At 53.4% G+C, this 25,219-nt stretch carries 26 protein-coding genes; 15 read left to right on the plus strand and 11 right to left on the minus strand.

The features are described from left to right. The first annotated feature begins 119 nt into the window (after positions 1–119). From AADEFJLK_RS14595 to AADEFJLK_RS14655, 13 genes are all read left to right on the plus strand, one after another. The gene (locus AADEFJLK_RS14595; RefSeq protein WP_103974764.1) at positions 120–815 is read left to right on the plus strand and encodes a cobalt-precorrin-7 (C(5))-methyltransferase; all 696 of its coding nucleotides are present in this window, start codon (positions 120–122) and stop codon (positions 813–815) included. Further along, on the plus strand, positions 812–2,395 hold the full coding sequence (locus AADEFJLK_RS14600) for a precorrin-8X methylmutase (protein WP_103974765.1): 1,584 nt from the start codon (positions 812–814) through the stop codon (positions 2,393–2,395). The genes AADEFJLK_RS14595 and AADEFJLK_RS14600 overlap by 4 nt, the downstream gene beginning before the upstream one ends. Further along, a complete protein-coding gene (cbiD, locus tag AADEFJLK_RS14605) occupies positions 2,373–3,524 on the plus strand; it encodes a cobalt-precorrin-5B (C(1))-methyltransferase CbiD (RefSeq protein ID WP_103974766.1) in 1,152 nt (383 codons plus the stop codon). Before AADEFJLK_RS14600 ends, cbiD begins: the two co-directional genes overlap by 23 nt. Then, on the plus strand, positions 3,521–4,249 hold the full coding sequence (cobI, locus tag AADEFJLK_RS14610; protein ID WP_103974767.1) for a precorrin-2 C(20)-methyltransferase: 729 nt from the start codon (positions 3,521–3,523) through the stop codon (positions 4,247–4,249). The genes cbiD and cobI overlap by 4 nt, the downstream gene beginning before the upstream one ends. Then, positions 4,249–5,034, plus strand: a complete 786-nt coding sequence (cobM, locus tag AADEFJLK_RS14615) for a precorrin-4 C(11)-methyltransferase (protein ID WP_103974768.1) — start codon at positions 4,249–4,251, stop codon at positions 5,032–5,034. Before cobI ends, cobM begins: the two co-directional genes overlap by 1 nt. After that, positions 5,031–5,780: a cobalamin biosynthesis protein gene (locus AADEFJLK_RS14620; protein WP_103974769.1), complete on the plus strand. Its 750-nt coding sequence runs from the start codon at positions 5,031–5,033 to the stop codon at positions 5,778–5,780. The genes cobM and AADEFJLK_RS14620 overlap by 4 nt, the downstream gene beginning before the upstream one ends. A 69-nt stretch (positions 5,781–5,849) precedes the next feature. Continuing rightward, positions 5,850–7,391 (plus strand): precorrin-3B C(17)-methyltransferase, encoded by a 1,542-nt coding sequence (gene cobJ, locus AADEFJLK_RS14625; protein WP_103974770.1) that lies wholly within the window; start codon positions 5,850–5,852, stop codon positions 7,389–7,391. Continuing rightward, entirely contained in the window at positions 7,388–8,497 is a 1,110-nt protein-coding gene (locus AADEFJLK_RS14630; RefSeq protein WP_088619496.1) for a CobW family GTP-binding protein, read from the plus strand. Before cobJ ends, AADEFJLK_RS14630 begins: the two co-directional genes overlap by 4 nt. Before the next feature lie 37 nt (positions 8,498–8,534). Continuing rightward, positions 8,535–9,857 (plus strand): cobyrinic acid a,c-diamide synthase CobB, encoded by a 1,323-nt coding sequence (locus AADEFJLK_RS14635; protein WP_103974771.1) that lies wholly within the window; start codon positions 8,535–8,537, stop codon positions 9,855–9,857. Between the two features lie 7 nt (positions 9,858–9,864). After that, complete coding sequence (locus AADEFJLK_RS14640) at positions 9,865–10,884, plus strand: aminotransferase class I/II-fold pyridoxal phosphate-dependent enzyme (RefSeq protein ID WP_103974772.1); 1,020 nt, start codon at positions 9,865–9,867, stop codon at positions 10,882–10,884. Further along, entirely contained in the window at positions 10,881–12,296 is a 1,416-nt protein-coding gene (locus AADEFJLK_RS14645) for a cobyric acid synthase (protein WP_103974773.1), read from the plus strand. Before AADEFJLK_RS14640 ends, AADEFJLK_RS14645 begins: the two co-directional genes overlap by 4 nt. Then, the gene (gene cbiB, locus AADEFJLK_RS14650; protein ID WP_088619500.1) at positions 12,296–13,192 is read left to right on the plus strand and encodes an adenosylcobinamide-phosphate synthase CbiB; all 897 of its coding nucleotides are present in this window, start codon (positions 12,296–12,298) and stop codon (positions 13,190–13,192) included. The genes AADEFJLK_RS14645 and cbiB overlap by 1 nt, the downstream gene beginning before the upstream one ends. A 14-nt stretch (positions 13,193–13,206) precedes the next feature. After that, the gene (locus AADEFJLK_RS14655; RefSeq protein ID WP_103974774.1) at positions 13,207–14,139 is read left to right on the plus strand and encodes a homoserine kinase; all 933 of its coding nucleotides are present in this window, start codon (positions 13,207–13,209) and stop codon (positions 14,137–14,139) included. 186 nt (positions 14,140–14,325) lie between these two features. Here the strand turns inward: AADEFJLK_RS14655 and AADEFJLK_RS14660 are convergent, their stop codons facing one another. From AADEFJLK_RS14660 to AADEFJLK_RS14680, 6 genes are all read right to left on the minus strand, one after another. Then, positions 14,326–16,689 carry a phosphoketolase family protein gene (locus AADEFJLK_RS14660; RefSeq protein WP_103974775.1) on the minus strand — a complete coding sequence of 788 codons (2,364 nt, stop codon included), beginning with the start codon at positions 16,687–16,689 and terminating at the stop codon, positions 14,326–14,328. 57 nt (positions 16,690–16,746) lie between these two features. Continuing rightward, complete coding sequence (locus AADEFJLK_RS14665; protein WP_103974776.1) at positions 16,747–17,517, minus strand: PRC-barrel domain-containing protein; 771 nt, start codon at positions 17,515–17,517, stop codon at positions 16,747–16,749. 110 nt (positions 17,518–17,627) lie between these two features. Next, positions 17,628–18,014: a DUF302 domain-containing protein gene (locus tag AADEFJLK_RS14670; protein WP_088619504.1), complete on the minus strand. Its 387-nt coding sequence runs from the start codon at positions 18,012–18,014 to the stop codon at positions 17,628–17,630. Between the two features lie 53 nt (positions 18,015–18,067). Beyond that, positions 18,068–18,193 (minus strand): hypothetical protein, encoded by a 126-nt coding sequence (locus AADEFJLK_RS25905; RefSeq protein ID WP_282957367.1) that lies wholly within the window; start codon positions 18,191–18,193, stop codon positions 18,068–18,070. 82 nt (positions 18,194–18,275) lie between these two features. After that, positions 18,276–18,914: an HAD family hydrolase gene (locus AADEFJLK_RS14675; protein ID WP_103974777.1), complete on the minus strand. Its 639-nt coding sequence runs from the start codon at positions 18,912–18,914 to the stop codon at positions 18,276–18,278. 275 nt (positions 18,915–19,189) lie between these two features. Continuing rightward, the gene (locus AADEFJLK_RS14680) at positions 19,190–20,173 is read right to left on the minus strand and encodes a zinc-dependent alcohol dehydrogenase family protein (protein ID WP_103974778.1); all 984 of its coding nucleotides are present in this window, start codon (positions 20,171–20,173) and stop codon (positions 19,190–19,192) included. 63 nt (positions 20,174–20,236) lie between these two features. Between AADEFJLK_RS14680 and AADEFJLK_RS24075 the strand changes: the two genes are divergently transcribed. Beyond that, positions 20,237–20,620 (plus strand): hypothetical protein, encoded by a 384-nt coding sequence (locus AADEFJLK_RS24075; RefSeq protein WP_146054614.1) that lies wholly within the window; start codon positions 20,237–20,239, stop codon positions 20,618–20,620. 3 nt (positions 20,621–20,623) lie between these two features. On the opposite strand, the gene AADEFJLK_RS14685 is transcribed toward AADEFJLK_RS24075, so the two are convergent. The 5 genes from AADEFJLK_RS14685 to AADEFJLK_RS24080 all read right to left on the minus strand — a co-directional run bounded on the left by AADEFJLK_RS14685 (position 20,624) and on the right by AADEFJLK_RS24080 (position 24,592). Beyond that, positions 20,624–21,472 carry an oxidoreductase gene (locus AADEFJLK_RS14685; RefSeq protein WP_088619508.1) on the minus strand — a complete coding sequence of 283 codons (849 nt, stop codon included), beginning with the start codon at positions 21,470–21,472 and terminating at the stop codon, positions 20,624–20,626. A gap of 20 nt (positions 21,473–21,492) precedes the next feature. Then, positions 21,493–22,875: an NAD-dependent succinate-semialdehyde dehydrogenase gene (locus AADEFJLK_RS14690; protein ID WP_088619509.1), complete on the minus strand. Its 1,383-nt coding sequence runs from the start codon at positions 22,873–22,875 to the stop codon at positions 21,493–21,495. A gap of 474 nt (positions 22,876–23,349) precedes the next feature. Next, positions 23,350–23,694: an acid-shock protein gene (locus tag AADEFJLK_RS14695; RefSeq protein ID WP_103974779.1), complete on the minus strand. Its 345-nt coding sequence runs from the start codon at positions 23,692–23,694 to the stop codon at positions 23,350–23,352. Positions 23,695–24,048: 354 nt separating this feature from the next. Next, entirely contained in the window at positions 24,049–24,177 is a 129-nt protein-coding gene (locus tag AADEFJLK_RS25910; protein ID WP_282957368.1) for a hypothetical protein, read from the minus strand. 52 nt (positions 24,178–24,229) lie between these two features. Then, a complete protein-coding gene (locus AADEFJLK_RS24080) occupies positions 24,230–24,592 on the minus strand; it encodes a hypothetical protein (RefSeq protein WP_146054615.1) in 363 nt (120 codons plus the stop codon). A gap of 420 nt (positions 24,593–25,012) precedes the next feature. Between AADEFJLK_RS24080 and AADEFJLK_RS25170 the strand changes: the two genes are divergently transcribed. After that, a partial coding sequence (locus tag AADEFJLK_RS25170) for a hypothetical protein (protein ID WP_211299226.1) occupies positions 25,013–25,219 on the plus strand: 207 nt, incomplete at its 3' end.

A 25,219-nucleotide genomic window follows, 5' to 3' on the forward strand; every position in this document is an offset into this window, starting at 1 on the left:
TTGCACTGATTTTATGATGGTTTTTTAAAGGTACGCATTATGCCTCTGAGGGTACAGCGTACCCCACCAAAAAACCGAAAACTTGACCGTTTGAAATATAACTTCACATATAGTATTAAATGATTATTTGCATAGGTGCAGGCCCCGGCGACTTGGGCTATTTAACCCGGCGGGGTGCGGAACTGATCGGTAACGCCGATGTGGTCGCTGGCTTTGACGCTGTCGTTAACGTGGTTGCCAGCCTGATCCCGGCGACCGCGCAAACGGTGCTGATGAATTACCGCGACCAAACCGCCCAATTGGCGATGGTCGCCGCCGCCCATCATGCGGGTAAGCGTTGCGTGGTGGTGTTTATGGGCGACATCCATTTTAGCGGTTTCCAATATTTGGAGCGGGTCGAGCGGGCTTGCGGCCATCCGGTGGAAACCTTGCCGGGCATATCCTCGGCACAAATACTCGCCGCCCGTGCGAAAGTCTGTTTTGATGAAACCACTTTTATCACCTTCCATCGCCGGGGTGACTTAAGCCCTTTCAAACGCCATTTGCTGCATGTGCTGCAAGATTGCCGCAATGCCATTGTCATCCCTTGCCCTTGGGATGCCGCCCGCTCTTTTATGCCCTGCCATATCGCCGCGTATTTGCTGGAAAACGGCATACCGCCTGAGCAACCTGTGGAAGTGTGGGAAAACTTGACCCGTAATGAGGCCGAATGGCGCGGTTCGCTATCGGCGTGTGCCGGACAGTCATTCAGCGATATGAGCATTATGTTAATCCGCACCTTAAGCCCTATGCCCAGTCAAATTGAAGCGCCATGACACCTATAGAACCACACGCGCCGCTGGCGATTGTCATAGCCGGACATGGCAGCCGTGATCCTGATGGCTTGCGGGAATTTGAGGCGTTGATGGCTTTGCTCAAACAGCGTGCCCCTCACTTGTTGGTCAATCATGGTTATTTGGAATTTGCCAGCCCGACTATTGAAGAAGCCATCGGCGAGCAGATTGCGGCGGGTGCGCAACGCGTGGTGATGGTGCCGGGCGTGTTATTGGCGGCGACCCATGCCAAAAATGATATGCCCAGCGAATTACTGGCGTTCGCACAAAGCCATACCGACCTTGATTTTCATTTTGGCGCACCGCTAGGTTTGCATCCCTTGTTATTGCAAGTTGTCCAGAGCCGTATCATCACCGCCGAAGCCCAATCACCCCGGACAGTGCGCCGTGATGACACCTGCTTGGTGGTGGTCGGGCGCGGTACCAGTGACCCTGACGCTAACGGCGAAGTCGCCAAGTTTACGCGGATGCTCGAAGAAGGCATGGGCTTTGGCAGCTCTTTCGTTTGTTATTCCGGCACCGCCAAGCCCTTGGTGGCCGATGGCCTACGCGCGGCGGCACAACTGGGCTTTACACGCCTGATAGTCGTGCCGTTCTTTCTGTTCGATGGCGTGTTGGTCAAACGCATTTATGCCGCCGCCACCGCCCTGCAAGAGCGTGAGCCTGGCGTGGAAGTGTTGCAAGCGGGCTATCTGGGGGTACATCCCTTAGTGGCCGATGTCTTGCTGGCACGGGCGCAAGAAGCCGTGGAAGGGCGGGCGGCAATGAACTGCGCCTTATGTAAATACCGGGTGCAGATTGTCGGTTTTGAAGAACAAGTGGGAGAGCCCCAGCGCCCGCACCATTGGCAGGTACGCGGCCTGTCGGCTAAGGAAGCGGCTCCCGAACGCACAACTACTGGCGTGACGGCGTTTGCGGCTTATCTTCCCCATCCTATTGAGGCGGAAAGCTTCCGCATTATCGCCGCCGGACGCGATTGGTCGGCGTTTCCACCTGACCAATTGACCATTTTACAACGCTTGGTGCATACCAGCGGCGATTTTTATGCCGTTGATGACCTTTATTTTTCGGCGGGGGTGGTTGAGATCGGCATCCGTGCCTTATTGCGTTGCAAATGGGTGGTGACGGATGTGACGATGGTACAAACCGGGCTGAAACGGGCGTTATTGGCACAATTGGGTATTGAAACCTGGTGCGGTGTCCATGACCCAGAAACAGTGTTGATGGCCGAAGCGCACGGCATTACCCGCTCGGCGGCGGGCATCCGCCGGGCGTGGGAAAAATTCGGCAATGATATGGTATTGGCCATTGGCGATGCCCCCACCGCGATTATGGAAGCGACCCGCCTGATCCGTACACAGGGCTGGCGGCCACAGCTGGTGATTGGTTTGCCGGTCGGTTTTGTCGGCACTTGTGAGGCTAAGGCCGACCTTCAGCGTTGCCTGCAAGTGCCGCGTATCACCAATAGCGGAACCCGTGGCGGTTCGCCGTGGGCGGCCAGTGTCGTTAATGGCCTGATGATTGATGCGGTGAACCAGCTTGCAGCCAGCACCGCCCCCTGATTTGCAAGAATTTTCCCTCGCCGAACTGGCCCCTAATGGTTTGCGGCGCGGACGCACCACCGGCAGCTGCGCCACGGCGGCGGTTAAAGCGGCGTTGACCTTGTTGTTGCAAAACCGGATTTGCCAGCAAACTGCCGTGACCTTGCCTGATCAGCGGCATTATCTGTCGGTACCGATTGAGGCGGTGTTTTGGCTGGATGCACACAGCACCCGCGCCGAAGTCCGCAAAGACGGCGGTGACGACCCCGACAATACCCATGGCGCGATCATTTTTGCTGAAGTGCGCAAAAATGCCGTGGCCGACATCCGCTTTTTTGCCGGGGCGGGAGTCGGTACCGCCACCCAACCGGGTTTACGGGTGGCGGTGGGCGAACCGGCGATCAATCCGGTGCCACGGCTGATGATGCGGCAAGCCGTTATGGACGTGTTGGAACAATTCGGTTTGACGGCGCAAACGCCGGGGTTTGATTTGACTATCGGCTGCGAAAACGGGGCAGTCATCGCCGAAAAAACCTTTAATCCCCGCTTGGGTATTGTCGGCGGCATTTCCATTTTGGGTACATCCGGCATTGTCGAGCCCTTATCATTGGCTTCTTGGTTAGCATCCATCGACGTATATATCCGGGTTGCCTTAGGTGCCGCCGCACCTGGCATCGCCTTATTGCCGGGCAAGATAGGCCGTGGCTATGCCCAACAGGTGTTGGGTTTATCGCCGCAACAAGCCGTGCAAATGGCGAATTTTTTTGGTGAATCGCTGGATTTCCTCCAGCAAGCTTTACGCGAAGAAGACCGCCAGTTACAGGTGTTATGGCTATTGGGCCATCCTGGTAAATTGGCGAAAGTCTTGGCGGGCGCTTGGGATACCCATTCCGGCAAAAGCGCGATGGCCATGGCGGCAGTGGCGACAGTCGCCGCCGATTTGGGTTTTACCCACGCACAAGTGCAGGCCATTACCCAAGCCAATACCGTCGAAGCGATTATCGGCATTGTGCCGCAACCGCAAGCGCGTGTGTTGTGGTTGGAAATAGAGCGGCGGATTGCCGCGTTAGTCCGGCAACGTACCCCAGCGGTAAAGCGTGTGGAAGTGCGTTTATTTAATTTACAGGGTGAAACATTAGGCAGCGCATGAGCAATTTAGGGACATTTTGGGGTATCGGCGTAGGCCCTGGCCCTGCGGGGTATCTGCCGTTGGCGGCGGTGGCCGCGTTACAGGCGGCGGACATCATTTTTGCCCCGAAGGCGACCACTGCCGATAGCTCCATTGCCGTACACTGTTTGGCGGGTATTGCTATCGAGCCAAGCCGGATACGCGAGATCGCCTTTACGATGGACCCAGACCGTTCGGTGTTGAGCGAACATTATGCGGCGTTGGCGGAGACTATCGCCTTGGAATTGCAGGCCGGCCACTCGGTTGCTTATCTGACCATCGGCGACTCGCTGACCTATTCTACTTATGGTTATATCCTCAGTGCCTTACAGGATATTCTCCCCGCCGCCCCATTACACACCTTTCCGGGCATCACCAGTTATGCGGCAACGGCGGCGGCCTTAAATTGGCCGCTGGGCGAAGGTAAGGAGCGGGTGTTGATTTTGCCCTGTCCTGAACAAGCCGACGCGCTTCGCGCCGATATTGCCAGCCACGATATTGTTATCCTGATGAAAATTGGCAAACGCTTGCCGTGGGTATTAGCGTTGTTGCATGAGTTGGGCATTAGCCAGTATTGCGCGTTTGCGCACCGGATTGGCTTGGCCGATGAAATCCTCAGCAATGATCTGGACACCTTAAACACTACAGCGGCGACGGGTTATTTGGCCACCTTACTGATCCGCAAAACCCCCAAAGGCAAACGTTAATGAAAGTCTATTTTATCGGTGCAGGCCCAGGTGCCGCCGACCTGATTACCGTGCGCGGTGCGAACGTGCTCGGACAAGTGGAGATGCTCTTATATGCCGGTTCCTTAGTATCGACAGAGATGCTGGCTTATTGCCATGCCGATGCCGAAATCATCGACACTGCCGAGCTTGACCTGGAGCAACAGGAAGCCTGTTACCGCCGCGCCCAAGCTGAAAACCTTAATGTGGCGCGGCTGCATTCCGGCGATCCGGCCATTTATGGCGCGACCGCCGAACAAATGCGCCGTTTGGAGGCACTGGGCATAGATTATGAGATTATCCCCGGTGTGTCGTCATTTACCGCAGCGGCGGCGACCATTAAGGCCGAACTGACCAAGCCGGAAGTGTCGCAAACCATTATCCTGACCCGCGTTTCAGGCCGCGCTTCCGCCGTGCCGGACAGCGAAGCCATCGCCTTGCTGGCAGCACACCGCGCCACGATGGCGATTTTTTTGTCCGGGCCACATTTGAAGAAAATTGTCGCCGATTTGCGCCTGCATTATCCCGACAGTACCCCAGTGGCGTTGGTGTATCGGGCCAGTTGGGCGGAAGAAAGGAGCTTACAAAGCACTTTAGGGCAATTGCTGGGCGAAATTAAGGCCAGTGATTGGAATCTGACCACCATGCTTTTGGTGGGTGCGGCGTTAAGTAAGGACATTGCCGCCGAATCGCGTTTATATGCCCAAGATTACACCCATATTTTTCGGGTTGTGAAGAAACGGCCAGGTCAGCCGCCCGGCGAATGAACGGGGAACTGGGCATTTGGTTAGTGCGTCCGGCCAGCGAAGCCTTGGCGGAGCGGTTACGACAGCAATTAGGCGGGGTGTTATATCGGCCTTGGCAACAGAGCGGGCAACCGCAACAGGCACTATTCGCCCAAGCCTACCGCCAGCATCGGCAATGGCTGATGTTGGCGGCCAGCGGCATTGCCGTGCGTTTTCTTGATGGCTTGAGCCACGATAAGCACAGCGATCCGGCGGTGGTGGTGATTGATGAGGCCGGGCGGTTTGCGGTGTCCTTATTGGCGGGGCATGAAGGAGGGGCGAACCGTTTGGCTTACCGTGCCGCCAATGTGCTGGGGGCAGTGCCTGTGATTACCACCGCCACCGAAGCCTTAAAGCCCTTGGTGGTCGGTATCGGTTGCCGTAAAGGTGTGGGCGTGGCGCAGATTAGCGCCGCCGTTCAGCAGGCACTAGGGCTACGGGCCATCATAGAAATCCGCGAACTGGTCACGATTGATCTGAAAGCCCAAGAACAAGGCTTGCTCGAATTTTGCCAACACTATGATCTACCGTTGCGGGTATTGGCCAGCGAAACCGTCGCCGCACGCGAATGGCTGACCCAGCCTTCCGAGTGGGTACAACAGAATATCGGTTTGGCGGGGGTATGTGAGCCTTGCGCTTTGATCGCCAGTCCGCGTGGGCGGCTGATTGTGCCAAAGACCGCCTTGGCCGGAGTGGCGGTGGCGATAGTGGAAGATACGCTGGCCTGATAGGCCACCATCACCAACAACGTCATCCTCCGTACGGAAGGATTTTCAAACTTTACTATAAACAGCAACATGAAAGGTGTCTTAAATTTAGTCTCGGTAGGCCCCGGTTTTGCCGATTTGATTGTCCCCCGTGCCGAGGCGGCTTTGCGCGGTAGTGAGGTGATTGTCGCTTATGAATTGTATTTGCGTTGGATAGGGCCGTGGCTGGACGGTAAAGAAATCCATACCCCACCGCTAACCCAAGAGCGTGAACGGGCGTTGTTGGCGATAGAAAAAGCGCGGAGCGGGGCAAAGGTGGCTTTGCTGTCCAGCGGTGATATTGGCATTTATGCCATGGCGGCCTTGGCGTTTGAAGAAATGCGCGAAGATGACGGCTACGAAGTGAATGTGATACCCGGTATCACTTCCGCCAATGCCTGCGCATCTTTATTAGGCTCGCCTTTGTCGCATGATTTTGCCACCCTCAGCTTATCGGACTTATTATGCCCCTGGGAATGGATTGAGCAACGCGGTAAGCATATTGCCGAAGCGGATTTGGCTTGTGTGCTGTACAACGTGCAAAGCGCGGGCCGGATGGAAGGGGTGTACCGCATCCTTGCCATTATGCTGGCGGCAAAATCCCCGCAGACCTTGTGCGGTGTGGTGCGTAATGCCTATCGTCCCGATCAGGCCGTCAGTATCCATACGCTGGCGGAATTGCCGACCTTGCAGTTTGATATGTTGACGACCATTGTTATCGGTAACCGCTTTACCCAACGCAAACGCGGCTTTATTTTTACCCCGCGCGGTTATAACGCTTGGGCGGCTCCGGTTGCCCCCGCCCCAGAGCCGCCATCACAAGCATTATGGGTATTTGCAGGGACGAGTGACGGCAATCGGCTGGCGGCGCAGTTGGCCGGACAGGGTTATCCTGTGGTGGTATCGGCGGCCACCGAGTATGGCGGACAAATCGCCGCCGAGCATTGCCCTGATGTGTTCGTCTGGGCAGGACAACCCGGCGTAGAGGCGCGTAAGCAAGCCTTGCAACGCTATCGGGCGCGGGGGCTGGTTGATGCCACCCACCCTTATGCCCAACTGATTTCCGGGCAATTGCTGGCCTTAGCGCAACAGCTAAAGTTACCGTATCTGCGTTATGAGCGCGGCAGCGCCTTTACGGCAGATTCCGGGCAGTTGTGCGCTTCCAGCCAAGCCGCCGCCACCGCCGCTATTGCCCAAGGGCGGCGGATTTTTCTGGCAACTGGCTCCAAAGACTTGGCGACCTTCCTGAACGCCCCAGGGGCGCAGGCTTGCCAATGGTTTGTCCGTATTACCCCAGAGCCGGATTTTATCCGGCGGGCATTGGCTTTAGGAATACCGCGTAGCCATCTGTGTGCCATGCAAGGGCCTTTTTCAGCCGCTTTTAACGAAGCGTTGTGGCGGGATTGGGCGATTGATTGTGTGGTCACTAAAGATTCGGGCGAAGAGGGGGGGTATCCTGCTAAAGCCGCCGCCGCTAAGGCCTTGCAAATCCCATTATTAGTGATCCAGCGCCCACAATTGGCGTATCCGGTGGTCGCCACCGATTTCGGTGCGGTGTTAAGGCAAATCCAAGCGTGGCAACCGGACGTATGAGCAATTTAATTCCTGTGACGATAGTGACCGGATTTCTAGGTTCCGGTAAAACAACATTACTGGGCAACTTGGTGAAAACCAAGCAAGATCGTCGGTTGGCCTTATTGATTAATGAATTTGGCGAAGTTTCGATTGATGGTGCGCTGATACGCGCCGACAGTAGCGGGCAGGCACATATCCAAATCCATGACTTCCCGCATGGCCTGATTGCGTACGGCGATGACCGCCAATTTGTCCCGACCCTGTTGGCACTGGCCGAACGCCGGAGCCAAATCGACCATTTACTGATTGAAACCTCCGGTTTGGCCTTGCCCACAGCGGTTATGGCATTACTGCAAAGCCCGGAATTGGCCGCGCATTTTATTCTTGATGCCACTTTGGCTATTGTTGACACGCCCTTATTATTGGCGGATGCGTTTGCCGGACAGCTAACGCCCGCCCAAGCCGCTGTCAGTGATTTGTTTGCCCGGCAATTGGAATACGCCGATGTGGTGGTGCTGAATAAAATTGACGGTTTGGCCGAAGAGGACTTGCTTGTCGCCGAAGCCCGCATCCGGGCAGGTGCGCCTAAAGTGCGGTTTTTGGAGCTGGCCTATCAGGCCAGCTTAGATAGCCGTTTGGCCTTAGGTTTGCGTCTGCATCAACCGACCTTGTTGGCGCAAACCCACCGCTATACGCCATTGCCTAGCGTACCCGGCGACACGGCCCGTGTTTTGGCTAACCAGCATTTGCTGGACGGCCATGCCCATTCCGGCTTAGCCAGCCATAGCCACGGCTTGGCAACCCATAAACATTTTCACGAACAAGATCCGGGCTGGCTGTCCTTTGTGCTGCGTAGCCAAGACCCGCAACAGCCGGAGGTGTTAAAGTCGGCGTTGTTTGAGACGGCCAAAGCCGATCCTATTTTGCGCATTAAAGGCTTTATCCGTACCGGGCAATCCGAACAGGCGGTACTGGTGCAAGGTGTGCGCACCCGTATGGTTATCAGCCCTTATGCCGCCCAGCCAGTCCGGCACGGTTCGGAAATCGTCTTTATTGGTTATCACCTGAACCGTAAACAAGTGGCCGCCAGATTGTCGGCTTTGACGGCGACCCGGTGGCTATAAATACGCCTTATTACGCTTGCCTAACCGTTATCAGCCAATGACCGCCGCCCACGCCGAAACCCGCCATTGCCCCGCCCTGTTCATCACCGCTCCCGGTTCCAACCACGGCAAAACCACGGTGACTGCTGCGCTGGCCCGTTACCATCGTGACCAAGGCCGCCAGGTCAGGGTGTTTAAGGCCGGTGCGGATTTTCTTGACCCGATGATCTTAGAGCAGGCGAGCGGCCAACCCGTTTACAGCCTAGATTTGTGGTTGGCAGGGGCGGACGAATGCCAACGCTTGCTTTATGACGCGGCCTTGGTGGCGGATGTGATATTGGTTGAAGGGGTGATGGGGCTGTTTGACGGCGAGCCATGCAGCGCCGATATAGCCCAACGCTTTGGCCTGCCCGTCTGTGCGGTGATTGACGCGGCAGGAGCGGCGCAAACGGTGGGGGCGGTGGCTTATGGTCTGGCGCATTATCGCCCGGGACTGGGTTTTGCTGGCGTGTTGGCCAATGGTGTCGCCTCGTCCCGCCATGCTGATATGATTAAGCAAGGTATGCCGGATACTCTCCGTTATTTGGGCAGCTTGCCGCGTGACCCGCAAATGGTCCTGCCTGAGCGGCATTTAGGGCTGGTGCAAGCGGCGGAAATTGCCGATTTGGATAGCCGCCTAACCCGTGCGGCGGAGGCGGTGGCCGTTACCGAACTGGCCGGCCTACCGGAAGCCGTGGCCTTTTATCCGGCCAATTGGGTCGTCTTGCCGCAATGGTTGGCTGGGGTGCGTATCGGCATCGCCCGCGACAGTGCGTTTTCCTTCATTTATCCCGGCAATCTGGAGTTGTTGCAAAAGCTGGGGGCCACTTTGGTGTTCTTTTCACCCCTGGCCGATAACGGCTTACCCGATGTCGACAGCCTCTATTTGCCGGGCGGTTATCCAGAGCTGCATATAACGGCTTTAGCCGCCAATCAGGCGATGCAAGCGGCATTACAAACGCACTTTAGGCAAGGCAAACGCATCTATGCCGAATGTGGCGGGATGTTGTACCTACTGGAATCGCTCACCAATAAGGCAGGGGAAGTGGGGGCAATGGTCGGCTTATTGCCCGGCCATGCGGTTATGCAAAACCGCCTACAAGGTTTGGGCTACCAATCGGCACCATTCCCAGGCGGCTTATTGCGTTGCCATACCTTCCATCATTCGCGCATCGACACCCCGCTGGAGCCGCTAGCCTATGGCGAGCGTTTATATAACACCTCGCCGGGGGAAGCCATTTTCCAAAGCAAAGGCTTGACCGCCTCTTATTTGCACGGTTACTTTGCCTCCAACCCGCTGGCGGCGGCACAGTTATTTTTAACCACCTCTTATAGCCTGTAATGCCTTTATGAATCATGGCGGTAACATTTATCAGTTTGCCCGGCAAGTGGGCTGCTTGCCCGACCAAGTGCTGGACTTTTCGGCGAACATCAACCCCGAACAAGCGGTCAGTGCGGACAATTTGCCGGTAACCGCCCTAGGGCCGTATGCCGACCCTGATTATCCGTTGTTAAAAGCGGCCTTAACAAGCCGTTACCCCTACCCTGACGGGGTTGACATAGAAGTGTTTAATGGTGCGAGTGCGGCTATTTTTGCCGTTTTACGCTGGCTACAACCCCAAGATGTCGTATTGTACACGCCGTTATACGGCGAATATGCCCAGATTGCCAAGCAATTGGGCTGTACCGTGCATACCGTTGACCGCTTCACCGATGTAGGCACTGCCGTACCTAAGAACAGCACGGTTATTTTTGTCAATCCGGCGACACCGGACGGGCAGCTTTATGAAATGCAAACCCTATTAGGGCACTGGCGGCAAGCGGGGTGTACGGTGTTGGTCGATGAATCGTTTTTGGATTTTTGCCCTGCCGAGTCTGTCAGTGCTTACCTTGGCGAAGACGATAAGCTATTGCTCGTCAAATCCTTAAGCAAATTTTATGGCTGTGCAGGCATCCGTATCGGCTTTGTGTTGGCAGCCACCCCCGTTATCCGGCAATTAAGACGTTTAGAACCCGCCTGGAAACTCTCCAGTTTTGACATGGCCTATATGCAGCAAGCCTTGGCGAATACGGCATTTATCGACCAAACCCGCCAACAAACCCGCCAGCGCCGCGAGTTACTGGCGCAAACTTTGGCCGATTCCGGTTTATTCACGCATATCTACCCCAGCCAAGCTAATTTCTTATTGGCGGAACTGGCGGCGGATGGCGATGGCCAGCAATTACAAGCCCGGTTGGCGACCGCGCGGATTTTAATCCGGGTGTGCGCCAACTTTACCGGCTTGACTAACCGCCATGTCCGCTTTGCGGTTAAGGATGAGCTAGCCATCGCCCAACTGGCAAAATCTCTGCAAGGCGGTGTGTCATGAAGCCGTTGGCGGTCTTAGGCACTAGCTCGGACGCGGGCAAGACTACGGTGGCGATGGCTTTATGCCGGATTTTGGCGGATCGCGGCCTGAAAGTCGCCCCGTTTAAAGCCCAAAACGTCTCCAACAATTCCGCCGTCACCCACGAAGGCCGGGAAATTTCCAGGGCGCAGTGTTTGCAGGCAGAGGCGGCGCGGGTCGAGCCGAGCTATCTGTTTAATCCGGTACTGCTCAAATCCCACGGCAATGGTAGTGTGCAAGTGGTGGTCAACGGCTTGGTGTACCAAAACCAATCGGTTGCCGATTATTATGATGGCATTGCGCATTTGAAAACCCAAGTGGAACAGGCTTTTTTACAATTGCAACGCCAGTATGATGTAGTGGTGGCCGAAGGGGCTGGCTCGCCGGTGGAATTGAATTTGCTGCATAAAGACTTATCCAACACCTTTGTCGCCAACACTTTTTCCACCCAAAACATTTTGGTCGCCGATATTGAACGCGGCGGGGTGTTCGCGTCCATTTATGGCACGTTGGCGTTGCTGGACCCGCATATCCGCAGTAACCTGATGGGTGTGGTCATCAACAAATTTCGGGGCGATCGGCGATTTTTTATGGACGGCGAAAAAATCATTACCGAACGCTTCGGCATTCCCGTCTTGGGGGTGTTGCCGTTCAAGCCCTTGAACATCGACATGGAAGACTCGCAATCCTTGCGCAATTATCGGCAACGCTTGCAGGCGATGAAAGTCCGTATCGCCGTTATCTCCTATCCCGGCCTGAGCAATTATAATGACGTGGATGTGCTGATGGCGGATCAGGAGCTGTACGTCGAATGGGTGGATGCTTACCGCCCTTTAGAGAGTTTTGATATGGTATTGTTGCCGGGCAGTAAAACCGTCATCCGCGATTTGCGCTGGTTGAAAGCGCAAGGGCTATTTACGGAAATCCGGCAGTTCAAAAAAGCCCTGTTCGGCATTTGTGGCGGCTACCAAATGCTTTGTAAAACCTTGCATGACCCCGATGCCTTGGAACATGACACGCCCAGCATGGAAACCGGCTTAGGCCTGATTGACGATGAGGTGGTTTACCAAAGCCCTAAACTGCTGACGCGCGGGCATTACCCGCTGTTCGGCTATCCGGCCATTAAAGGCTACGAAATCCACTGCGGGCGCATGGCCCGCTATCCGCTGTACTATCAGGATAGCCCTGCCAGCGGCTTGCGGACGGTGGCGGGTACGCACGTCCACGGCATTTTTGACGATGACCGTTTCCGTGGCGATTATTTCCGGGCCTTACACGCCGATTATCAAGGCTATGCTTACGGCGCTTACCGCGAGCAAGAAATCCAAGGTTTCGCCGACGGCGTCGCCGAAAATTTGGATATGGATGTCATTTTAGCGGCGTTGGCGGACTGATGTTTTTTGCTTTGGCGTTATTGGCGTATATCTTGGATAAAGTGTTTGGCGAATTGCCGGGCAAACATCCGGTAATGTGGATGGGCGATTTTATCCAAGCCTTTGAGCGGCATTTTTACCGCAATAGCATTTTATCCGGGGGGCTATTAGTGCTTGCCTTAGTCGGGCTGAGTTTAAGTCTTAGCTTGCTGGCCGTTTATGTGTGCGGGTTGTTGCCCGCTTGGTTGGCCTTGCCCGTCCTGGCGTTGATGGCTTCGACCGGATTGGCGATGAATATGCTACATGCCTCAGTGGCGGCGATTCTGACCGCAGACCACCCCCGGCAAGCCATCCGCCTTTTGGTCAGCCGCGACACCGATAGCATGGACGAAACGGCGGTGTATAAAGCCGCTTTGGAAACGTGGGCGGAAAACCTCAGCGATGGGGTCATCGCGCCCTTATTGTATTTATTGCTGTTTGGCCTGCCCGGCCTCGCCGTTTACAAAGCCATTAACACCCTGGATTCTATGGTGGCCTACAAAACCGAACGTTACCTGTACTTTGGCCGCGTTGCCGCACTAGCCGATGATGCCGCCAATTATCTGCCCGCCCGCCTGACCGCCTTAGGTTTAGTCCTGGTGTCGGCTCAGCGGCGGCGGGCGTGGCAATGCGCCTTACGCGACGGCAATAAATTGGACAGCCCTAATGCCGGTTGGCCGATTGCCGCCTTGGCAGGGGCTTTAGGGGTCGGTTTGGCGGGGGAGGCTTTTTATCATGGCCAGTTAAAACCTAAGCCTATCCTCGGTGACGCACTTGGGCCCGTTACTGAAGCGACCCTGAGGCAAGGCCTACAACTACGCGCTACCATAGACGGCTGGCTGATTGCCCTGTTGGTTTTAGGCGTGTTATTTTCATAAAGCCACAGGTTCCCGTGTCCGTCTACTCCGTCGTCAGCCCCGCCCAAATCAACGCGTTTTTCAGCCATTATCCGTTAGGCCGAGTCTTAGGCTTTAGCGGCATCACAGACGGTATCGACAACACCAATTATTGGGTCAGCACCTCAGAAGGCGAATTTGTCCTGACCGTGTTTGAATCGATAAGCGTCAGTGATTTGCCGCATTTTATGGCCTTGTTAGGCCACTTGGCCGCACAAGGTTTGCCTTGCCCTTACCCCCTGCCTGATCGGCAAGCCCAGCACCTGCGCCTGCTTAACCATAAGCACGCGGCGGTGTTCCGCCGCTGCCCAGGCCGGGCCGTACTCAAGCCGGGTATGACCCATTGCCGGCAAATCGGCTGGCATTTAGCCCGTCTGCACCAACATACCCAAGATTACGGTTTCCCTATCGCCAGCAACCATGATCTGCCGGGGTATCTGCACCTGTTCGCAAAAGTTGCCGGACAACTTGCCGTAGCGGACTTGGCAGTCATCCACGAGGAACTGGCTTTCCAAGCGGCAAACAGCCATGCGGGGTTACCGACCGGACTGATCCACGCTGACCCGTTCAGGGATAATGTCCTGTTTGTCGGCGATAAGCTGAGCGGTCTGTTGGACTTTTACAGTGCGGGTAAGGGGGTGCTGTTGTTGGACCTTGCCATAGCCGCCGCCGACTGGTGTCATGATGACGGCATAGTGAATGGTGCCAAATTAGCCGCGCTCTTGGCGGGTTATGAAACGCTCAGGCCTTTGCACACATTAGAAAGGCGTTTATGGCCAACTCTGCTCCGTGCCGCCGCCTTGCGTTTTTGGTTATCCCGTCTGGTCCATCAGCTTCATCCCCGTTCCGGCGCAATCACCCAAAATAAAGACCCTGGGGTGTTCCGGCAACTGCTTTGCCAGTATCGGCAAGCGCACCGCTATAGCTAATCCGATATAAAAAGATGTCCTGCAACGGCCTCAGTGAAGAGGTCGTCAACGGAACATCGTGCTTGGTTGCGGGGATTTAAGCTGTGCCCATTTGTGTGCGATAGGGTTAAGGTCTGATGAGTATGGGGGCAAAAACGCCTGCTTTCCCGATACAGCTTTTCAATGATTCTGAGCGCCATAATTGTCTCACCCTTGCCATTTCCAGTTGCGGATTTCCGGCATGTCCTGGCCATATTTGTTGATGTACAGTCTGTGTTCGACCAGCTTATCTTTGAGATCCCGCTTTAGGCTGATACCTAGATCGCCGGTCTGTGGCAAACGGTCAATGGCGTCCATCACCAGATGGAAGCGGTCCAGATCATTCAGTACCGTCATGTCAAAGGGCGTGGTGATGGTGCCTTCCTCTTTGTAACCACGGACGTGGATATTGTCGTGATTGGTGCGGCGGTAAGTCAGCCGATGGATCAGCCACGGATAAGCATGGAAGGCGAAGATGACCGGTTTGTCCTTAGTGAAAAGCGTGTCGAAATCGGTGTCACTCATGCCATGAGGATGTTCGAGTTGCGGCTGCAATTTCATCAGATCGACGACGTTGACCACGCGGACTTTCAAATCGGGCAAACGCCCGCGCAGGATGGACACGGCAGCAAGCGTTTCCAGCGTCGGCACATCGCCGCAGCAAGCCATGACCACATCGGGTTCAACGCCTGCGTCACAGCTCGCCCATTGCCAAATGCCGATGCCTGCGGTGCAATGTTTGATAGCTTCCTCCATCGTTAGCCATTGCGGGGCTTGATACTTGCCCGCGATCACGACATTGACATAATGGCGGCTGCGTAAACAATGGTCCCAGATTGAGAGCAGGCAGTTGGCATCCGGTGCCAGATAAACCCGTACGACCGAGGCTTTTTTGTTGACGACGTGATCTATGAAACCGGGGTCTTGATGGGTAAAGCCGTTGTGCATCTGCTGCCAGACATGCGAGGCCAACAGATAATTCAGCGAGGCGATCGGCCGCCGCCACGCTAGCCCGGCGGTGACTTTCAACCATTTGGCGTGTTGGTTGAACATCGAATCGATGATGTGGATAAACGCTTCGTAGCAATTGAACAGGCCGTGCCGGCCCGTGAGCAGATAACCTTCGAGCCAGCCTTCGCATTGATGCTCGCTCAACATCTCCATGACCCGCCCGTCCGGGGCGAGGAACTCATCGTTGTCCTGCTCCCTGGCATCCCATTGCCGGTTGGTCACCTCAAACACTGCGCCCAGACGATTAGAAAGTGTTTCGTCTGGACCGAAAATCCGAAAATTGCGCTGCTCAAGGTTAAGCTTGACGACATCGCGGAGAAACACGCCGAGTTCATGCGCGTCAGAAGCCTTAACAGATCCGGGCGAAGGCACGTTAACGGCATAGTTACGAAAATCCGGCATAATCAGATCATGTAGCAGCATACCGCCGTTAGCATGAGGATTTGCCCCCATGCGGCGGTCGCCTTTGGGCGCGAGTTCAGCCAGTTCCGGCTTCAGTTTGCCCTCTGCGTCGAACAGCTCTTCCGGTCGGTAGCTCCGCAACCAGTTCTCCAGCAGTTTTAGATTTTCAGGATGGGCGGAAGGGTCGGAAAGCGGCACCTGATGCGCCCGGAAAGTCCCTTCAATTTGCAGGCCGTCCACCCATGTCGGCCCAGTCCAGCCTTTCGGTGATTTAAGGACGATCATAGGCCAGCGCGGGCGCATAGTGTTGCCGTTGACGCGGGCTTCGTGCCGGATGCGTTGGATTTCTTCCACCACCACGTCGAGTGTCGCGGCCATCGCCTCGTGCATCAATGCCGGCTCATGCCCTTCGACGTAATAAGGTGTCCAGCCATTGCCGCGTAAAAACTGGTCTAATTCTTCCGGCTCTATGCGTGCAAGCACGGTAGGGTTGGCGATTTTGTAACCGTTGAGATGCAGGATAGGCAGCACTGCACCATCCGTAATGGGATCGAGAAATTTATTCGATTGCCAAGCGGTTGCCAGAGGCCCCGTCTCCGCCTCGCCATCGCCGACACAACAAGCCACAATAAGATCAGGATTGTCGAACACCGCGCCGAACGAATGGCTGAGCGAATAACCCAATTCCCCGCCTTCGTGGATCGAGCCTGGACACTCCGGCGAGGCGTGGCTGGGAATGCCGCCCGGAAAAGAAAATTGGAGGAAAAGCTTTTGTAGGCCAGCCTCGTCCTGGCTGATGTCGGGATAGATTTCGCTGTAAGTACCTTCAAGATAGGTATTGGCCACCACGGCAGGGCCACCATGACCGGGGCCGGAGACGTAAATCATATCGAGGTCGAATTTTTTGATAATCCGGTTCAAATGCACATAAATGAAATTCTGTCCGGGGGTCGTACCCCAGTGGCCCAGTAGCATGTGCTTAATGTCTGAAAGCAGCAGTGGCCGCTTTAACAAGGGATTGTCGAAAAGATAAATCTGGCCGACCGACAGATAATTGGCGGCACACCAATAGGCATCAATTTTTTGGAGCAGTTCTGGCGTGAGTGTGTTAGTTTTCAAGGTCTACATTTCCTGTATAAAAATTAAGACGGATGGCGCAAAGCTTTATCTTTGGTTTCAAGGCAACTTATTCTTAGTGCCATCTTCATCAACCCAGTAGCCTTGGCGGTCGTAAAGGCGATGCAGCCCAATCTCATAGTCTCTCGTCAGCTCAGACGCATCAGTAAATTCCGGTGATTCTCTGATGATCTCGCGGGGAAGGCCGACGAAGACGGTTGATTCGTTCCAGCTAACGCGCTCAATCCATTGCGGCGCAATCAGCACCTTTTTTCCAGGCCACCAGTTGTTGGTATCAATCACCAGATAACGGATCGTCCAAGTCGCATCGTCGATGATAAAATCATCAACATGCCCTATATCGCCGTCGGTCGCCTGGATGTGATAGCCGCTGACATCATGCGTACTGCGCAAATGCGAATCCCAGGCTTTCCCGCCTTGGTTGCACGTTAGCCTTTTTTCAAGATCACGCTCAATGGCAGCAAATTGCCCCCAGTCGTAGGGGCCGTCCCAATATTGTGGCCACCGATAATATTGGAAGTACGCCTCCTCGAATTGCTGTGAGACAGGTTGGTCAGTGTTCAAGGCGGGGCTGTCCTCAATCTGTTTTTTGGTCAAACTGATTGTAATGTATTCGTCTTTTTGATCGACACCGACCAACGCATACGGGGAGATCAACACTTGCCGGCCCAATAAGTAATTTCCCGTATCAGCGACGAGATAGCGTACCGTCCAATAATGGTCATCGAAATAAAATTCTTTGGCCTTGCCTATTTTTCCATCGAGACCGTGTAAGGTATAACCGCGCAGGGTTTTGGCTTTGTTTAGCATGGTAGTAATCCTAGTTTTTTGAGTTTGATTTTTGTACGCTATTGTCGATCAAATGGCCGTCGTATTTGAACAATAGCACTGCTTTTATCCACAGCGGCTAGTGTGATCAATCAGTCTGATGCCGCTTCCTTCATGATTTTTACAATGGTGTTTTCCACATCCCGCGCCACTACTTCCAGTTGCGGCACGTTAAACATGGCCAGAAGAGTGGTTGGTTTTAATGTCGCCAGAACAGTTTTACCTCCCTCCTCGTAAATGCTGATTCGGCAGGGCAAGGCAGTGGAGACGCTCATGTCTTGCTCAAGCACTTTTTTGGCCTGTTGCGGGTGACATACTTCAAAAATCAGGCATTCGCTGTTGAATTCCACGCCCTTTTTGTTCATAGTCTCTTTGAGGTTATGCACCTGCATGACACCAAAATGATTGGCCTGGACGGCATCTTGCAAGGCAGCCGCCGCTTCTGTTACGGTTTTATCAGTAAATAATTTGACTAGCATAAAATGGCCTCCGATTGGTAGTTCACTTAATTAACAGGGCGGTGTGCGCGGAATTATTTTTTAGACAGTTTGATAATCAGGGCGGCCAACAGGACAACTACCAGCACACCGATGACCGTCCAAACCCACATTCCTCCGCCCATCATGTCGGTCATCCAACCCTTTGTATGATTCATCATAATTTTCCTTTTGTTGCACTGAGACTAACGTATATGTTATGTTTTCAGTCGCCGCGCATTAACCGTCAGGATGCGTGGGTTATCAGGTTTCATGGCTGACACCCTCGTCATACGGCAATCCGAAGGCGGCCAATTGTGCGCATGTGGACGGGTAATCCGTGTGCAGAATGCTGCGGATTCCTAAACCTTCCGCGATCTCGGCGAACATCAGGGTGTTTTCGATATAGATGATCTGTCCGGTCGGCACCTGGGCGAGGTCTAGGGCAAGCCGGAAAATGTCCGTGTCGGGCTTGCGGAGATGGACAAAGCAGGAGGAAACAAAAAAATCCACGAAACTGTTCAGCTTGAACTGATGAATCCGGTGTTCATTCAGTTCTCGTGCTTCGTTGCTGACCACGACAATTTTCAAGCCATATCTTGCTTTCAGTTTGCGGACCAGCCCGATCATTTCGGGAAACGCGTGTGACTGCGCGAACATGAATTCCCGGAACTGCTCGCGTGTGAACGGACGCTCCTCATAGAAAACCGTCCGGCTCAGATAGTCTTCCAGGCTGAGCTTGCCCTCCTCATAGGTGGCGAAGTTCAGGCCATGCCTATCTTCCATCTCGGCCCATTCCAGTTTGAAATTCGTTGCCGCGCGTTTGCGGGCAAGATGATCCCAGCCGTTGGTGAGCAGGACACCGCCGATATCCAAAAATAATGCCGTAATGTCTTTGTTCATTTGGCCTCCGTCAATGCTGTTTACCGTCTTTCATTGTTGATTCCTCGAACCGGCAATAGGGCGGGGCTGAGGTGGTAAGTTGGTCGATATTCCCAAAGCGGCTTCCCGTCAGCAACACACAGGCCTTGCGGCGACTCGCAGGCGGATGCGGTCACGCCCCCGGCAGGTACACCACGAACGGATTAACCGTCCACCCTTCGACAAGCTCAGGGCGAACGGTTAATCCTAAAACCGAAAACTTGACCGTTTGAAGTATATATTCAGCAACGCCGTATTTATGGCACAAGAACCGCCGCACCGACAAACCGGCCTGCCCGCAGGTCGGCAAGGGCTTGGTTCGCTTGCTTGAGTGGATAGGCGGTTGTTTGGGTGACAATGCCCATCTCAGGTGCGAGACGCAGAAAATCAAGGCCATCCTGCCGGGTGAGGTTGGCAACCGACACCAGTTGCCGCTCTTCCCACAATAGCTGATAGGGGAAACTAGGAATATCGCTCATGTGAATTCCTGCGCAGACAACCCGCCCACCTTTGCGGACAGCTTTTAATGCCAGCGGCACCAGTTCTCCCACAGTAGCAAAGATGATGGCAATATCCAGTGGCTCTGGTGGCATTTCTTCCGAGCCACCCGCCCAAACAGCACCGAGTTGCCGGGCAAAACGTTGTGCCGTTATATCTCCAGGCCGGGTAAACGCAAACACCGAGCGGCCTTGCCAGTTGGCGATTTGCGCAACGATATGGGCAGCCGCACCAAAACCATAAAGCCCCAGTTTGTTACCCTCGCCTGCCATAACGAGCGAACGCCAACCAATCAGTCCTGCGCACAGCAGCGGCGCCAACGCTATATCACTACCCCTTTCGCCCAAGGGCAATGCAAAGCGGGCATCGGCTATTACCTTAGTCGCAAAGCCGCCGTCGCGCGTGTATCCGGTAAATAAGGGCTTATCACAGAGGTTTTCATGGTGCGTTAAACAATAAGGGCAGTTGCCACAGGTATGCCCCAGCCAAGGAATACCCACCCGTTCACCGAGCTGAAAACCTGTGACATGAGCGCCAACAGCATCTACACGTCCGATAATTTCGTGTCCAGGAATGATGGGAAAAACGGGGTGGGGTAATTCACCGTCAAGGACATGCAAATCGGTACGGCAAACGCCGCAAGCCAGCACCTTGACACGAATTTCACCGGATTCCGGTTGCCTATCAGGAAGCTCTGTCCATTCCAAAGCAGAATGGGCTTGTTTTAACACCATGGCATACATAGTCTGTTTTCGCTTATTAATTGATGTTACGCAGACACATTCTGCAATTTAAAAAAAACAATAATGAGTCGCTACCGCGACGATTTTTTTAATCGGGTTCTCGCACCCGAAGGCGAGATACTTTCTTTTGCTCCGCCTCGGCAATTGCTCTGTCTCCAGACCACCCTGAGGTGGCATTGCTCTACCTCCTGCATCCATGCAGTCGAAAAGAAAGTATCCAAAGAAAAGGCGGCCCGGTTGCCGCTTGATCCTGCGCTTCTCGGTTTTGTCGGGGGTCGGCAGAGTGGGCTCCTGCCTTTATGCCCTTGGGTACACCTGCCGACGCGCGGCATCCCTGCCGCGCCCCTTTATGCCCTATGGGTATTCGGGCTGATCCCGACAAACCCTGCGATGCTCGGCGCGGCAAACGGGGGTAAAGCGACGTTACTGCGTAACGTCAGTTATTAAACGTTAATCTTTTGGAAAATCCGCACCACGGGTCACTGTTTCCCACGCGGCAAACTCTTTCTGCAAACTGGCAAGTTTGGCTTTTGCACCTTCAAAAGCGTCATTACCTAAGAGCAAATGATGCGGCGGATTATCGGAATTGACCGCTTGGACGATGGCATGGACGGCGCGTAGCGGGTCGCCCGACTGTTTGCCGGAAATGGCGCGGATATTTTTACGCCATTTACCTGCGGTCTTCGCATAATCGTCAATAACGTGCTGGCTTTCATTGGCTGACCGGCCTGCCCAATCGGTTCGGAAACCGCTAGGTTCAACGACCATCACTTTAATCCCCAAGGGTTCCACTTCTTGCCACAGCGCATCGGACAGACCTTCCACGGCAAATTTAGTGGCGTTGTAATAACCTAAGGACGGTAATCCGGTCAGCCCTGCAATGGAGGATAAATTGACGATAAAACCTTTGCGACGTTTACGCATGGTCGGTAAAGCCACATGAATCATGCGGCACAGGCCAAAGAAATTGACATCAAACATTTTCCGCACTTCATCTTCTTCGCTTTCTTCCACAGCGGCGAAATAGCCGATGCCCGCATTGTTGACCAAAACATCAATATGCCCAAAGGCGTCTTCAGCGGCTTTTATTGCCGCCTCGGCTTGAACATGATCGGTCACATCAAGTTTAAGCACCAAAGCATCGCCTAATTCAGCCAAATCTTTAATGGCATCAGGATCACGCGCAGTCACTACGGTGCGATAGCCCAGTTCCAGTACATGGCTGGCAAGTTCGCGGCCAAAGCCCGTTGAGCAACCGGTAATAAACCAAACAGGTTTGTCGTTGTTTGTCGTTGTCATTGCAATTTATCCTCGTGGTGTTATGCGGATGCGTCAATCGCATCAACTCGAATCAGTTTTTTGTTGACGAATTCCTGAATGCCCAGATGGGAAAGCTCCCGCCCGTAACCGGAATTTTTGATGCCACCAAACGGTAAGTCGGAGGTTGTCCAGGTCGGATGATTGATGAACACCATGCCGGTTTCGATACGGCTGGCGACAAATTTTCCCCATTCGACATCTTGGGTAAAAATAGAGCCGCCTAGCCCAAAATGGGAGTCATTGGCTAATATCACGGCTTCATCTTCATCTTTGACCCGAAAAAAGAGCGCGACGGGGCCAAAAAATTCTTCATTATAGGCAGGGTTGTCGGGTTGAATATGGGTAAGGATGGTCGGCTGCATAAACGCGCCTGGACGGTCAATCCGTTTGCCGCCCATCAACACAATAGCTCCGTGCGCAACGGCCAGTTCTACTTGCGCTAACAGATGTTGCAGGGCATCTTCGGTCGATAATGGGCCTAATGTGGTTGCTATATCCATTGGGTCGCCACATTTGAGCAAGGCCAATGCCGCGCTAAATTTTTCCAGAAACCGGTCTGCCAATTCATCGACAACGATGAAACGTTTTGCCGCGACGCAACATTGGCCATTATTGTTCATCTTCGCCCAAACTGCCCATGCGACGGTTTTGTCGAGATCAGCATCATCAAGCACGATAAACGCATCGCTTCCACCGAGTTCCATGGTCGATTTTTTAAGATTTAGCCCTGCCCGCGCCGCAACACTCTTCCCGGCTTGTGCACTACCTGTTAAGGCTACGCCTTTTATCCGAGGATCATCAATGACCCGATTGACCTGATCATGGGAAATCAATAAATTGGTGTACGCACCGATGGGTGCGCCTGCATCCAACCAGAGCTTTTCAAACGCTATCGCGCATTGCGGCACACAGGACGCATGTTTCACCATGACCACATTGCCCGCCATTAGATTAGGGGCAGCAAAACGCGCAAGCTGGTAATAGGGGAAATTCCAAGGCTGTATGCCAAACAATACCCCCAGTGGCTCATTCACCACCATCGCTTCACCCGTGCTAGGTGTGAGATGTTCAGTTGCCAAAAAATGTTCGGCATGTTGGGCATAATAATCGAGGATGTCGGCGCTCAACACGACCTCACCATGCGACTGGGCAATCAGTTTGCCCATTTCCAAAGTCATTGGCGTTGCAAACTGCTCACTCTGTTCGCGCATCAGCACTGCCGCTTTGGCAACAATCGTCGCCCGTTCGGCAAAGGTCGTTTGCCGCCAGGTATCAAAACAAGCCGAAGCTGTTGTCAGCGCCGTTTCAAGCTGTTGGTCAGTGAGTGCGTCGAACGTTTTTAGGGTGTTACCGTTGTAGGGATTGATACTTTGATAAGTCATGAGAGTTCCTCTGTCTTGCTGATCGTAATGATTGCGTCAGTGGGTACGGTGAAGGTTATGTGGGTTTGCCAAGCTTTTTAGTTTAGCCAAAATAACCAACTGCCCCATTGGTTTCTTAGAATCCTGTTTTAAAAGCGCCGATACAATTTAGGATTAAGCCATCATTTAGCTAGCAATGCTTTATGGACTTCTGCTGCTTTAGCTTGGTTTTATAGTAGAATGGCTTTTGCCTGTTCTACTTCAGCCAATATTCCGTGAGCGATAAGTAGAAATTTATGGGCTTTAAGCGCTGTTTCGTAACGGATGATAGCGTCCTGGCCAAAGTGCTGCCCAAAATAGGCCAACAGCTGAGTTGTGACTTTGGGGCATGGCGTTTCTCCAATTAATATCAGTAAATAATAGCCGCCTTAAGTGTGTTAGGGTCAGAACAAACCCCAAGGCTTGTCCTGCCCCCGGCAATCTCAGTAGATCGGGTTACTTAGGGTTGGCTACTTTTTCATGTTCGGCGGCTGTTTGTTCATATTCTTTTGCCAATGCGTCTTCATGCACTGCGATGGCTTCTTGTCTATCGCCTAAAATACGTTGACCGTTACTTTGATACACTGCACCCACTGAGCGATGATGTTTAGCCAAGCCTTTATAGTATTGGGCGTGTTTTAAATTCAGTTCGGCAGCTGCTTTATGTTCAACGGGTGTTGTTGCAGGTGCCGTGATTTGCTCAGGTTGTACAGGTGCGGGAATAACTTCCGCCAACACTGACGCAGACATAACGCCCATACAAATTGCCAGAGCCAAACCCAAGTAGATATTTTTAGTCATGATTTTTTTCTCTGAATGAAGTTAAAAAGTGATAAGCCACGTCCACGCCAAATCTTTTCTCGGTTAGCGTGTCCGCTAGATTTATCAAAAACTCTCTACAGATGGGCTTCCAATACTAATAACAAGGTTATTGCGCATCTGCGTCGCTATGATCTTCGTTCCGCTCAAAACAGTCTGTTTGCCAACGCACATAGGCGAACCATGCCAAACGGCGGTGAGGCGGCCTTGGCCGTCGTAGTCTTGGCTGGCGGTGGTGATACCGCGCGGGTCGGTGTAGGCGGCGAGTTCGCCTTGGGGGGTGTAGCTGTACTGGAGGCTTTGGCCTTAGGGGGCGGTGATGCGGGTGATACGGCCTTAGCCGTCGCGCTGGAAGGCGACGCTGAGCCCGGCGCTGTGGACAATACCGTTTTTGCTGTAGGTCAGGGTGTTGCCGAACGGGTCTTGGACTTTCTCCAAACCCACGCCTTCGGTGAGGAAGTACACAGTGCCGTCTTCGGTGGTCAGTTTGAAGTGTTTGGGGTTCCTTTTCCTTTGCTTAAGTACACTCTGTCACAGTTCCACAAAATGGACATAAAGCTAATTTTTCAGAGCATGTCAGTTCCAAACCGCATTCAATACAAATACCATTGTGCAAAAACTCGGTCTCATTAGTAAAAATAGTCAGTGGCAATGCCAAATATTCAGGATCCAGTAAACATTCCGCTTTTAAATAGCCTGTATTGGGATCTAAAATGCCACTATGCTCTACAACAAACCAGCGTCTTACTTCAAATTCAGTGTGAGCAAGCTTGTAATCGCGTTGCCTAAATACTTCCTGTAGCAAAGCGAGGAGGCGATTACTGGGCAGTGCCGCCAGAATTTCCACATAATCGCTATCATCTGGGTCATAATTAATCATGGCCATGGGAAAATATTATCATCTTCAAGTATTACCATTATTTTGTTAATACGCTCTCTTCGGGAAGCCTGCACTTTATTCCAATTTTTTTGAAAAATATCCCAAGTCATACCGTCCGTCCAATACTTTTGGCATAGTGGACGGTAGCTGTCATGCCTTGCCGCGACTCCGCCATCGGATAAGCCTCATCAGAAAGTCTTGTCCCCTATAACCGCCTCGGCATTTATCGGCTTTACTTTTATATCTCAATTTTTACGTTTGCACATAAAAAATTCTTTGAAAAAATAAACAAACAACGCGGCAATAACACCCCATAATAAGCATACTTTGATAACAAATGCGTTTGAATCCGCAATTGAATAGGCTTTAAACCAATTTATTACGCTTGCCTGATCTTCAGTAACAAGCAGTGTCAGTAAAATGCAAGTCCATAACAGACTACATAAATTAGCTAAAATTAACACAGCTTTTTCATTTTTATATAAAGCGATAGGAAGAAGCAAAAGGGGAGTCGCTATTTTTGCGAAAGATTGCTTCGGCATCCTTGCCGGTCAATCAGCAAAAATCACGCGACCGCTTATGCCTTCGGCTGCCCCAGCCGTCCTGGTCACTCGCTCGCCACCCAAC

It is taken from the genome of Methylovulum psychrotolerans, from assembly GCF_002923755.1.
Taxonomy (GTDB): Bacteria; Pseudomonadota; Gammaproteobacteria; order Methylococcales; family Methylomonadaceae; genus Methylovulum; species Methylovulum psychrotolerans.

What these genes read in the sequence shown, in the direction of transcription:
- AADEFJLK_RS14595 (WP_103974764.1), top strand. Translation starts at nt 120, where the DNA reads ATGATTATTTGCATAGGTGCAGGCCCCGGCGACTTGGGCTATTTAACC.
- AADEFJLK_RS14600 (WP_103974765.1), top strand. Translation starts at nt 812, where the DNA reads ATGACACCTATAGAACCACACGCGCCGCTGGCGATTGTCATAGCCGGA.
- cobI (WP_103974767.1), top strand. Translation starts at nt 3,521, where the DNA reads ATGAGCAATTTAGGGACATTTTGGGGTATCGGCGTAGGCCCTGGCCCT.
- cobM (WP_103974768.1), top strand. Translation starts at nt 4,249, where the DNA reads ATGAAAGTCTATTTTATCGGTGCAGGCCCAGGTGCCGCCGACCTGATT.
- AADEFJLK_RS14620 (WP_103974769.1), top strand. Translation starts at nt 5,031, where the DNA reads ATGAACGGGGAACTGGGCATTTGGTTAGTGCGTCCGGCCAGCGAAGCC.
- cobJ (WP_103974770.1), top strand. Translation starts at nt 5,850, where the DNA reads ATGAAAGGTGTCTTAAATTTAGTCTCGGTAGGCCCCGGTTTTGCCGAT.
- AADEFJLK_RS14630 (WP_088619496.1), top strand. Translation starts at nt 7,388, where the DNA reads ATGAGCAATTTAATTCCTGTGACGATAGTGACCGGATTTCTAGGTTCC.
- AADEFJLK_RS14635 (WP_103974771.1), top strand. Translation starts at nt 8,535, where the DNA reads ATGACCGCCGCCCACGCCGAAACCCGCCATTGCCCCGCCCTGTTCATC.
- AADEFJLK_RS14640 (WP_103974772.1), top strand. Translation starts at nt 9,865, where the DNA reads ATGAATCATGGCGGTAACATTTATCAGTTTGCCCGGCAAGTGGGCTGC.
- AADEFJLK_RS14645 (WP_103974773.1), top strand. Translation starts at nt 10,881, where the DNA reads ATGAAGCCGTTGGCGGTCTTAGGCACTAGCTCGGACGCGGGCAAGACT.
- cbiB (WP_088619500.1), top strand. Translation starts at nt 12,296, where the DNA reads ATGTTTTTTGCTTTGGCGTTATTGGCGTATATCTTGGATAAAGTGTTT.
- AADEFJLK_RS14665 (WP_103974776.1), bottom strand. Translation starts at nt 17,517, where the DNA reads ATGCTAAACAAAGCCAAAACCCTGCGCGGTTATACCTTACACGGTCTC.
- AADEFJLK_RS14670 (WP_088619504.1), bottom strand. Translation starts at nt 18,014, where the DNA reads ATGCTAGTCAAATTATTTACTGATAAAACCGTAACAGAAGCGGCGGCT.
- AADEFJLK_RS25905 (WP_282957367.1), bottom strand. Translation starts at nt 18,193, where the DNA reads ATGATGAATCATACAAAGGGTTGGATGACCGACATGATGGGCGGAGGA.
- AADEFJLK_RS14675 (WP_103974777.1), bottom strand. Translation starts at nt 18,914, where the DNA reads ATGAACAAAGACATTACGGCATTATTTTTGGATATCGGCGGTGTCCTG.
- AADEFJLK_RS14680 (WP_103974778.1), bottom strand. Translation starts at nt 20,173, where the DNA reads ATGTATGCCATGGTGTTAAAACAAGCCCATTCTGCTTTGGAATGGACA.
- AADEFJLK_RS24075 (WP_146054614.1), top strand. Translation starts at nt 20,237, where the DNA reads ATGAGTCGCTACCGCGACGATTTTTTTAATCGGGTTCTCGCACCCGAA.
- AADEFJLK_RS14685 (WP_088619508.1), bottom strand. Translation starts at nt 21,472, where the DNA reads ATGACAACGACAAACAACGACAAACCTGTTTGGTTTATTACCGGTTGC.
- AADEFJLK_RS14690 (WP_088619509.1), bottom strand. Translation starts at nt 22,875, where the DNA reads ATGACTTATCAAAGTATCAATCCCTACAACGGTAACACCCTAAAAACG.
- AADEFJLK_RS14695 (WP_103974779.1), bottom strand. Translation starts at nt 23,694, where the DNA reads ATGACTAAAAATATCTACTTGGGTTTGGCTCTGGCAATTTGTATGGGC.
- AADEFJLK_RS24080 (WP_146054615.1), bottom strand. Translation starts at nt 24,592, where the DNA reads ATGATTAATTATGACCCAGATGATAGCGATTATGTGGAAATTCTGGCG.